We start from the raw sequence: 8,973 nt of genomic DNA, 5'->3' as shown, positions 1-8,973 counted from the left end.
GTTTTTGAGCAACAGCTTGCCTGAGATTCAAAGGTGGCTACTTTTAGCTGCGCTCATTTTTTAGTCTAAACTACAGTCCGTCAGCGGCGCGCCAAAATGGTAGGATAAAAGTTACCCCCTTGATCGCGGGCGCTATATCAAATATTCATCTAAAGTCGTCTTTAGACGACTTTAGCTATGAGACAGGGGTTTAAACCCCTGTCGGACTTAACGAATAACGAATAACTAATCTATTTCTACAAAAACGCGATCGCCCTCAATCTTTACCGGATAAGATTCCAGGGAATCGCTGGGTGCATTCAAACATTTACCCGTATCTAACTTGTACTGATACTTATGAAAAGGACAGGTAATGATACCGTTATTTACCTTACCCATGTCGATCGGATATTCCAAATGAGTGCAAGCATTGCGGTAACAAGTGACATTCATGCCTTGACGATTCAAAATCACTGAATTTTCGTCAACTTTTACCTTCAACACACCCCCTTCGGGAACTTGATTTAGCGCTGTTATCTCTACCCACATAAAATATTTTTCCTCCGAAAAAACCAGATATGGACTTACGCAGAACCTAATTATGTAGGGTGCGCCTTGCACACCTTACTGCTATCCGTAGCGTGTCAAGCCACTTTTTGCCTAAGTCCAGATTATCTTATTCCAGCTTTTTCCTACGGATGAATCTGACTCAAAATTACCCGCAACCGATCGTAATCATCCTTCAGCAAAACACTCAAACTCCTCCCCGCTTCCACCAACCAAGATCGATCGCGCATCCGCAACTGATAAATCTCCCGAATCGCCGCCGCCGTCAGCGCATCCACCGGTGCATTAGTCACTCCCAGTAGCGTCCTCAAAAAATCCAACTGCACCGTAAAATCAATCACCTCATCCGGTTCGCAGCGATAAACCGCCTGGTGAATTTGCGGCGGGCGCGGCGGCAAATACTGATAAATTTTACCCCTAGATGGGCCGTGACCGTTCAACCTTTCCGGCGCAGCCTCATACCCGACAATCGCCACTCGAAACTCGGTTTTTAGCATCGCAAAAATCTGCGGTTGTTCTTCCCGCAACTCTTCCAGCGACAAACCCAAAGCGCGAGCTCTGTGCACCGAGTCGATCGGGCTAGTCGTAGCGTAATAAACCACGCCGTAAATTTGATTTTTTGACTCTTCATCCTCGGCCTTCACCCAACTCCCAAAAGGTGGCATCACGGGAAAGCTTAAGTCTTCCGGTTCCAAACATTGAGCCAAAAACTCCGAAGTTGCCGTCTCGATTACCTCAGCAATGCGATCGGGATGGCGCTCTTTTGTAGCAAATTGGGGTAAAGGTAAACGCATATTATATCGATTCCGGTGCAACCGGAATCATTGTTAACTGTTGACTGTTGACTGTTGACTGTGAGTCAAAAAAATGAAAATTGCGCGAATTATTTGTTGGCATCGGGATTCTACTTTACGCCCGACGCTGAAGCGCGGATTTGATATCATTCCGGCGCAGCCGGAATAGATATTAGTCAGTTGGTTGTTGGCAGTTGGTTGTTATTTATTATTTGTAAGTGGTACTAATAAACAATAACTGACAACTGTCAACTGTCAACTGTCAACTGTCAACAACCAACTGACTATTTCGCGCGACCAGCCGTAGCATCGACAAGTTCCAACTGCGACAGGCGGAACGTGATCAGCTTGTCCCAATTGCCGCCTTCAAACAGTACCGCGACTTTCCCGTCGCTAACTCGCTGGACTTGTCCTTGAAAGGCGTAGTAAATCTCACCCTTATCTTTAACTCGAACTGCCGAACCTGGAAAAATCATAATTCTTTGAATGTTAAGTTTGCTGGTTATAGTTTACCTTTTCTCGTTTCTAGTTCCCAAGCAGAGCCTGAGAACTAGGCAAATCTTCGTGTACAGGAAGACGCGAGGCAAAGCCTCGGAACGAGAGTTTGTTAGGCTAAGGCTGCTACGGAAACTTTACCGGCAATGCGGCCCGCGATCGCCCGCAACTCCCTAGCTGAAGCAGAACCCGGTTGTCCCACCACGATCGGCACCCCCGAATCGCCACCTTCCCGCAACGGAATTTCCAGCGGAATGCGGCCTAACAGCGGCACTCCCAACTCAGCAGCAGTTTTTTCCCCGCCGCCGGAACCGAAAATATCGTATTGCTTGTCGGGCATATCCGGCGGCACAAAATAGCTCATGTTTTCCACAATTCCCAACACCGACACTCCCAACTGCTGGAACATCTTTAAGCCCTTGCGGGAGTCCAATAAAGCGACAGTCTGCGGCGTTGTCACGATCACGACACCAGCCATCGGCACCGCTTGCGCCATTGTCAACTGCGCGTCTCCAGTACCCGGAGGCATATCGACAATCAAATAGTCTAAATCGCCCCAATTTACCTGATAGAGGAACTGCCGGATGATCCCGTTCAACATCGGGCCGCGCCAAATCACGGGTTGGTCTTTGTCAATTAAAAACGCCATCGACACTAATTTGACGCCGTAGTTGAAGGCGGGTTCGAGGCTTTCCCCGCTTTTTCCGTCCCTAACCATCACTTTCGCGTCCCCCAAACCCAACATATTGGGGTCGTTGGGCCCATAGATATCCGCATCCAGCAAACCCACCTTAGCGCCGGTTTGCGCTAGCGCTACTGCCACGTTTACCGCCACCGTGCTTTTGCCGACGCCGCCTTTGCCGCTGGAAATTGCGATAATATTTTTAACGCCCTCAATGCCTTGGCGATCGACCACTCCCTTCTGCTGCGGCGTCTCGGCTGTCACCTCCACCGCCACTTTTTCGACTCCTGGCAACTGTTTGACCGCTTTTTGGCAATCTTCGACAATAAATTCTCGCAGCGGGCAAGCAGGCGTTGTCAGCACTAAAGTAAAACTGACGACACCGCCGTCAATTTTTATGTTACGAATCATGTTCAATTCCACCAAACTCTTTTGCAGTTCGGGGTCTTGCACAGGTCGCAGGATTTCTAAGACTGAACTAACATCGAGTGTATTGGGCATTGTGTTCTCCACCATAGCTCTGCAATTGGGTTAGCGAATTTTCGATCGCAGGTTTAAGTATATTTTTATTGCTATTTTTTAATGTAACTTCATAGCGATCATTTGCAGACCTACGGTGGCATAATTACATGACGACAGGATTTGGGACTCACGGTCAATCTCAAACTCAAATGCGATCGGCAAGAATTTCTACGACCGAAAGCAATTTGGTCACAATAGGCGAATTGAGCCGTGGTCGCAATTCTTCAATCTAAAATCTAAAATCTTAAATCTTAAATCGGATGACAGTTTCTACAACACTTAAAACCGCCACTTCCCCGTTTTTGCCGCCCGCTGACTCTAGAGCTAGAGTCAGCCAATTTATGAAAAGCCTACAAGACGAAATTTGTCAATCCCTCGAACAGCTCGATGGCCTGGGCAAATTTAAGGAGGACTCTTGGGAACGCTCCGAAGGCGGTGGCGGACGTTCTCGCGTCATGCGCGAAGGCGATGTGTTTGAACAAGGGGGAGTCAATTTTTCCCAAGTGTGGGGCGAAAGTTTGCCGGCTTTGATTCTGGCAAAGCACCCAGAAGCTGCAGGTCACGATTTCTATGCAACGGGTACTTCGATGGTGCTGCACCCCCGCAATCCCTACTTGCCTACGGTTCACCTGAATTATCGCTATTTTGAGGCTGGGCCGATTTGGTGGTTTGGTGGCGGTGTGGATTTGACTCCTTATTACCCGTTGGCTGAGGATGCAGCTCATTTTCACAAAACTCTGAAAGCAGCTTGCGATCGCCACCATCCCGGCTATTATCCGACATTTAAACTCTGGTGCGACGAATATTTCTACCTCCCCCACCGCCAAGAAACCCGTGGCGTGGGTGGCCTGTTTTTTGACTACCAAAGCGCTCAAGGCGCGCTTTACCGCGACCATCATGTCAAAGGGAAGGCCGCTGAGTGCAGCAACAACATCGGGGTGCCGGAACCGAGGACTTGGGAGTCGCTGTTCGCTTTTGTACAGGACTGCGGCCGGGCATTTTTGCCGGCTTACACCCCCATTATTGAAAAGCACCGATCGAAAGAATACGGCGAGCGCGAGCGTAATTTCCAACTTTACCGCCGCGGCCGTTACGTTGAATTTAACTTAGTGTACGATCGAGGCACGACCTTTGGCTTACAAACCAACGGACGCACCGAATCGATTCTTATGTCCCTGCCACCTTTGGTACGCTGGGAATACTGCTACGAGCCAGAACCCAACTCTCCAGAAGCCGAACTCTACTCCAAGTTCCTAAAACCGCAAGATTGGGCGAATTGGATGCCTCAGCAGTCACCGACCTGAGTTAAACTACTGGGACAGTAACCACCGCGATAGATAATAAATTTGAGGGAAGGGTCAGTGATTCATATTGATCAAAAAACCCACACGCTTCAAGACGGTACAACAGTTATCGTCTTAGCACCGACGGGACGGTTGGACATCACTACAGCTTGGCAATTCCGCCTCAAGTTGCAAGAGTGTATTTCCAAACTCAGCCGCCATGTCGTAGTGAATCTTGGTCAGGTTAACTTTATCGATAGTTCTGGCCTGACCTCACTTGTAGCAGGTATGCGGGATGCGGATAAAGTTAAGGGAAGTTTCCGCATTTGCAATGTTCATCCAGAAGCCAAACTGGTGTTTGAAGTCACCATGATGGATTCTGTGTTTGAAATTTTTGAAACGGAAGAAGAAGCTCTAGAGGGGGTGCCGCGCGCAAGTTGAGCACTCCTGCTGGCATCGGTTGCAGTGTCGCGGGTAATTTAAGCTTGAGACTCAAAAGCGCGCAGAAACCCAGCAGAAGAACAGGAAGCAGGTAAATTTTTGCCTGCTTCCTTATGCCTTATTCTTTTCTTGAAAGGTTGAGACGTTCACCAAAACACTGAAGTAGAAGAATACGTCAAGCTAAAGTCTTGCCTTCTATCCTAGATAGCTAAATCTTTCTTGCTTCTTTCTTGTTGGTTCTTGGTTCAGCCCAATATCTCAGCAGCAAAATCCTGACGCTTGACAAATCTAAAAGGGCCCATTAAAGCTCCCCAGATAGCCTTGCCTGTCGTGGGGCTTATTCCTTTGTCATAGCTGAGAAATTCCTCGCCTGCGGCTTCAAATCCCAAGTCTACTTGGTAATTTTGCCCCCCGTAGGCAAAGCCGCAGCGAGTGCCCTCCGGCAAAGATGCGCGAAAGCGATAGCCATTGGAGGCTAAATTTTGCACCGCAACCGAGAGGGTGCAGCCGGGAAGGAGTTGGATTTGCTCGTTCGTTAGCTTTCCAAGCAACTCGGGGTTGCAACCGGCTCCTTTGACGGCTGCGATATCCTTGAACATATAATACTGAGCTTCAATCAGTCCTGGCGCTATCTGTGAGTGCCTCAGTTGCACGATGCGAGGGCGGTATGGCTTATCTAATTCCAGAATGTTGGCTTGTTCGGCAAACAGGGCAATACTGGGTTCGGAAAATAGAGGAACGGGCAGTGGTCTTTGCCACAAACGAAGGTGTACGTACCAAGCCGGGTCTGCTAGCGCTTGTTCCCGGTTGTCAAATTCGCCCGCCATGTACTGGGCTAACGCTCTTAATTCAGGAGAAATTGTCATGTTTGTTGGATTTTTCAGGATTAGGGCTTGACAAAAAAACTTAATTGTGATAGATGGCTAGCCGATCGGGGCAAGTCAGAAGATTAGATTTTTGACATCCACCCTGACCTAAAGGTACAGGGATTCCCAATCGTCACCGATTAGGTTTCTGCTTCATAGCACCCGCCCTAACAGATTTGCTCTGTTCGGGTCTTACGGTCGCTCCACAGACTGACACGGCTAGCCCAGCCGCCAAAATGTTTTTTCCTGCGTTAATGTCACGATCGTGGTTTGCGCCACACTTAGGGCATTCCCATTCTCGAATATTCAACGGCAATTTTTCAACAATGTGACAGCAGTTTCCACAGCGTTTAGAGCTCGGAAACCAGCGGTCTATTTTTACAAACTCTCGCCCATACCACTGGCACTTGTAACTTAGCTGGCGAATTAACTCGCCCCAACTAGCGTCACTAATAGCAAGAGCTAATTTATGGTTTTTCACCATATTCTTGATAGCCAAGTCCTCAACGACAATCGTTTGATTTTCACGAATGATTTGAGTTGTTAGCTTGTGCAAGAAATCTTTGCGGACATCGACTATTTGTGCGTGGACTCTAGCCAGTTGCACCCGCGCTTTTTCACGGTTACGACTTCCTTTTTGCTTTTTGGCTAGAGCTTTTTGCTTCCTTTTTAACTTCTTACGAAGCTGCTTGAAATGCTTGGGGTTGGCAATCTTATTGCCGTCGCTAGTAGCAATCAGGCTACTAATTCCCACGTCCAAGCCGATTGTTTTGTTTGTTTTGGGAAGTGGTTTGAGCGTGTAGTCGTCTACAAGTATAGAGACATACCAACGTCCAGCCGTTGTTAGTTTTACCGTAATAGTAGAAAGAACACAGCTTGCTGGAATTTGTTTGCTCCACCGAATAGGTAGCGGGTCATTGCACTTTGCCAGAAACACTTGCCCGTTTTTCCAACGGAAAGCTGACTTGGTGAACTCAGCGCTACCACCGTTGTGTTTTTTTTTGAAATTAGGGTACTTGGCTCGTCCCCCAAAGAAATTGGTAAAAGCTCTTTGAAGGTGTCTGAGTCCCTGTTGAAGAGGTACGCAACTAACTTCGTTGAGGAAGTCGAGTTCCTCTTCTTTTTTCCAACTCGTCAGCATCGAGGAAGTTTCTCTGTAGCCAACCCTCTCTTGACGCTCGTACCAAGCTTCCGTGCGGGCCGCCAAAGCCTTGTTATACACTAACCGGGTACAACCCATTGTCCGTCGCAAGAGATTTTCTTGCTCGACGGTCGGGTAGAATCGGTAGCGGTAGGCTTTTTCCATCTTCACGCTCTAGCACGTCTTTTGTGAGTTAGTCGCTTTGGTTTTGTGTCTTTTTGTGAAGCCGTCCTATAAGGACGGGGTTTCTACCCATTTTTCTGATGAGCGATCCCAGAAGAGCTATGATTGTAAAGATACTGGGGTTTTGCCCCTCCTATTGCGACATATTAATGGTTGCTGCCGATCGCGCGTAAAATTTTTTTGATAAAATTTTGTCTCGCAATCCGGCGGCAACGCTTAAAAAACTGGCACTTTTTGTCAGACCGATCGCAGAATTGACTCCCCGACTTTACTCACGCCGCGCTGGCACGCCCGCTACGGCAAAATTATTTATCTATAAGACTCAGGTGAACAATAACCGTACTGTTTCAGATACTAAGCGAAGTTTCTATACGATTCACACTCGACCGATCAACTCAATTTACCGTCGAGTGGTGGAAGAGTTGATGGTAGAAATGCACTTGCTTTCGGCAAATGCCGATTTTCAATACGACCCGATTTATGCTTTGGGTGTGGTGACAGCTTTCGATCGATTCATGCTTGGGTACGCGCCAGAAGCAGACAGAGTTTCGATTTTTAACGCTTTGTGCAAGTCCCTAGAAGACGATCCAGAGCGCTACAAGCAAGACGCTCAGCGATTGGAAAGCTTGGCGGATAGACTTTCCGGGCAAGAGTTGCTCTCGTGGCTTGATCGCTCGACTAGCTTTGAAGATACAGCGGATTTGCAAGCGTCTTTAGGGGCGATCGCCAGCAACCCTCAATTTAAGTACAGTCGCTTGTTCGCGATCGGTTTGTTCTCGCTATTAGAAAAAGCTGACCCTAACTTGGTAAAAGACCAAGAAACGCGAAACAACGCGATCTCCAAAGTCAGTGCGGCCTTGCACCTCCCAGAAGACAAAGTTAGCAAAGATTTAGATTTGTACCGCAGCAATTTGGAAAAAATGGCTCAAGCACGAATAGTGCTTCAAGATGTCATCCAAGCGGAACGGAAAAAACGCGAAAAACGAGAGACAAAAGTTACCGCTGGCCCTTCGGCTGAGTCTTCTGACAGTAACAATTAATTGTTTGAAGGAAGAAGGAAGAAGGAAGAAGGAAGAAGGAAGAAGGAAGAAGGAAGGGAGAATTTTTTATTTGAAGTAACAAATAAAGAAAACTCTTAAATTTTAATTTTTTGTTCTTGAATTCTGGCTTCTGCCTTCTGGCTTCTGCCTTCATATCGTTTCCGGTTGCATCAAAATAATAAAATCGAGTCAACAGTTAATACTCAACCATTCATTTTTTCCAGCCGCCCGTCAACAGTCAACAGTCAACAGTCAACAGTCAACAGTCAACAGTCAACAGTCAACAGTCAACAGTCAACAGTCAACAATCACGGACGGTGCAACCGGAATTGATATCAGATGAATCTTTCGGGCTCAGAAACTAAAAATCCCGCTTTCGGAATTGAGCGGGATCGACTTAATCAAAAAAGAGCTGTTGGGGTGGTACTAAGGCTGCGGCTCAAAATTAGTAGCGTTAGCTTGCAGCCAAGTGCTTAGCTGTGAAAGAACTTCGTTTCCCGAAGACTTGCCCAAAGCTGTAGGGTTTGGGGTGTCGGGCCTGTCCAAGTTGCGGGCGATCGCTGCGTTGACTTCTTTGGAAATCAAATCGTGAAGTTGCTCTTTAGCCCTAGCCCTTTGAAAGTGAGCTCCCTCTTCCGTCGTAGCGTACAGAGGTGGCAGCCTATTTAAAGCATAAGCTGCAATATCTCCCACATCCAGACTCAGGTCGCTCGTCGCTTCAATTTCGGCTACCCTAGCGATCGCATCGCTGAGTACCAACTCTTCCATCACGTTGATGAACTGTTTGCGTGGCAGAACCACAACTTCGCCAGTCAACAAAGAACCCATCAGACGATCGAGAGCCATGTACTCTTCGATCGACAATTCCGAAGCCGTATTGCAGATCCGTCCCACCTCAGCTTCCATAGACGGCGTTAAATAGCCATCCTGCAAAGCCTGTTCAACAATTTTTTCAATACTCATATATGCTTCCCACTCAA

10 protein-coding genes are annotated in these 8,973 nt (G+C 47.6%); 3 read left to right on the top strand and 7 right to left on the bottom strand.

Translation table 11 applies throughout. From position 1 onward, the window contains the following. Positions 1-225 precede the first annotated feature (225 nt). From QUB44_RS13955 to QUB44_RS13940, 4 genes are all read right to left on the bottom strand, one after another. Entirely contained in the window at positions 226-528 is a 303-nt protein-coding gene (locus QUB44_RS13955; RefSeq protein ID WP_333368212.1) for a Rieske (2Fe-2S) protein, read from the bottom strand. Positions 529-671: 143 nt separating this feature from the next. After that, positions 672-1,340: an HAS-barrel domain-containing protein gene (locus tag QUB44_RS13950; protein ID WP_333293755.1), complete on the bottom strand. Its 669-nt coding sequence runs from the start codon at positions 1,338-1,340 to the stop codon at positions 672-674. A gap of 284 nt (positions 1,341-1,624) precedes the next feature. Further along, complete coding sequence (locus QUB44_RS13945) at positions 1,625-1,816, bottom strand: NAD(P)H dehydrogenase subunit NdhS (RefSeq protein WP_015175937.1); 192 nt, start codon at positions 1,814-1,816, stop codon at positions 1,625-1,627. Between the two features lie 131 nt (positions 1,817-1,947). Beyond that, complete coding sequence (locus tag QUB44_RS13940) at positions 1,948-3,018, bottom strand: Mrp/NBP35 family ATP-binding protein (RefSeq protein ID WP_333057242.1); 1,071 nt, start codon at positions 3,016-3,018, stop codon at positions 1,948-1,950. A 281-nt stretch (positions 3,019-3,299) separates the two neighbouring features. On the opposite strand from QUB44_RS13940, the gene hemF reads away from it, so the two are divergent. Both hemF and QUB44_RS13930 read left to right on the top strand, forming a co-directional pair. Next, the gene (gene hemF, locus QUB44_RS13935; RefSeq protein WP_333066085.1) at positions 3,300-4,343 is read left to right on the top strand and encodes an oxygen-dependent coproporphyrinogen oxidase; all 1,044 of its coding nucleotides are present in this window, start codon (positions 3,300-3,302) and stop codon (positions 4,341-4,343) included. Between the two features lie 57 nt (positions 4,344-4,400). After that, positions 4,401-4,763, top strand: coding sequence for an STAS domain-containing protein (locus QUB44_RS13930; protein WP_006631392.1), 363 nt, complete (start codon positions 4,401-4,403; stop codon positions 4,761-4,763). A 245-nt stretch (positions 4,764-5,008) separates the two neighbouring features. Here QUB44_RS13930 and QUB44_RS13925 read toward each other — a convergent pair whose 3' ends face one another. After that, positions 5,009-5,629 carry a chromophore lyase CpcT/CpeT gene (locus tag QUB44_RS13925; protein WP_333368208.1) on the bottom strand — a complete coding sequence of 207 codons (621 nt, stop codon included), beginning with the start codon at positions 5,627-5,629 and terminating at the stop codon, positions 5,009-5,011. Positions 5,630-5,762: 133 nt separating this feature from the next. Next, on the bottom strand, positions 5,763-6,935 hold the full coding sequence (locus QUB44_RS13920) for an RNA-guided endonuclease TnpB family protein (RefSeq protein WP_333368205.1): 1,173 nt from the start codon (positions 6,933-6,935) through the stop codon (positions 5,763-5,765). Positions 6,936-7,279: 344 nt separating this feature from the next. Here QUB44_RS13920 and psb29 point away from each other — a divergent pair, with 344 nt between their 5' ends. Then, positions 7,280-7,993 (top strand): photosystem II biogenesis protein Psp29, encoded by a 714-nt coding sequence (psb29, locus tag QUB44_RS13915; RefSeq protein WP_333368219.1) that lies wholly within the window; start codon positions 7,280-7,282, stop codon positions 7,991-7,993. A 426-nt stretch (positions 7,994-8,419) separates the two neighbouring features. Here the strand turns inward: psb29 and QUB44_RS13910 are convergent, their stop codons facing one another. Then, positions 8,420-8,956, bottom strand: a complete 537-nt coding sequence (locus QUB44_RS13910) for a late competence development ComFB family protein (RefSeq protein ID WP_006631395.1) — start codon at positions 8,954-8,956, stop codon at positions 8,420-8,422. Positions 8,957-8,973 lie beyond the last annotated feature (17 nt).

Origin of the sequence: Microcoleus sp. AT3-D2 (genome assembly GCF_036705715.1) — a bacterium.
Taxonomy (GTDB): Bacteria; Cyanobacteriota; Cyanobacteriia; order Cyanobacteriales; family Microcoleaceae; genus Microcoleus.
The sequence above is the reverse complement of the archived record's forward strand: the minus strand, read 5'-3'. Positions and strand labels throughout refer to the sequence as shown.

What these genes read in the sequence shown, in the direction of transcription:
- QUB44_RS13955 (WP_333368212.1), bottom strand. Translation starts at nt 528, where the DNA reads ATGTGGGTAGAGATAACAGCGCTAAATCAAGTTCCCGAAGGGGGTGTG.
- QUB44_RS13950 (WP_333293755.1), bottom strand. Translation starts at nt 1,340, where the DNA reads ATGCGTTTACCTTTACCCCAATTTGCTACAAAAGAGCGCCATCCCGAT.
- QUB44_RS13945 (WP_015175937.1), bottom strand. Translation starts at nt 1,816, where the DNA reads ATGATTTTTCCAGGTTCGGCAGTTCGAGTTAAAGATAAGGGTGAGATT.
- QUB44_RS13940 (WP_333057242.1), bottom strand. Translation starts at nt 3,018, where the DNA reads ATGCCCAATACACTCGATGTTAGTTCAGTCTTAGAAATCCTGCGACCT.
- hemF (WP_333066085.1), top strand. Translation starts at nt 3,300, where the DNA reads ATGACAGTTTCTACAACACTTAAAACCGCCACTTCCCCGTTTTTGCCG.
- QUB44_RS13925 (WP_333368208.1), bottom strand. Translation starts at nt 5,629, where the DNA reads ATGACAATTTCTCCTGAATTAAGAGCGTTAGCCCAGTACATGGCGGGC.
- QUB44_RS13920 (WP_333368205.1), bottom strand. Translation starts at nt 6,935, where the DNA reads ATGGAAAAAGCCTACCGCTACCGATTCTACCCGACCGTCGAGCAAGAA.
- QUB44_RS13910 (WP_006631395.1), bottom strand. Translation starts at nt 8,956, where the DNA reads ATGAGTATTGAAAAAATTGTTGAACAGGCTTTGCAGGATGGCTATTTA.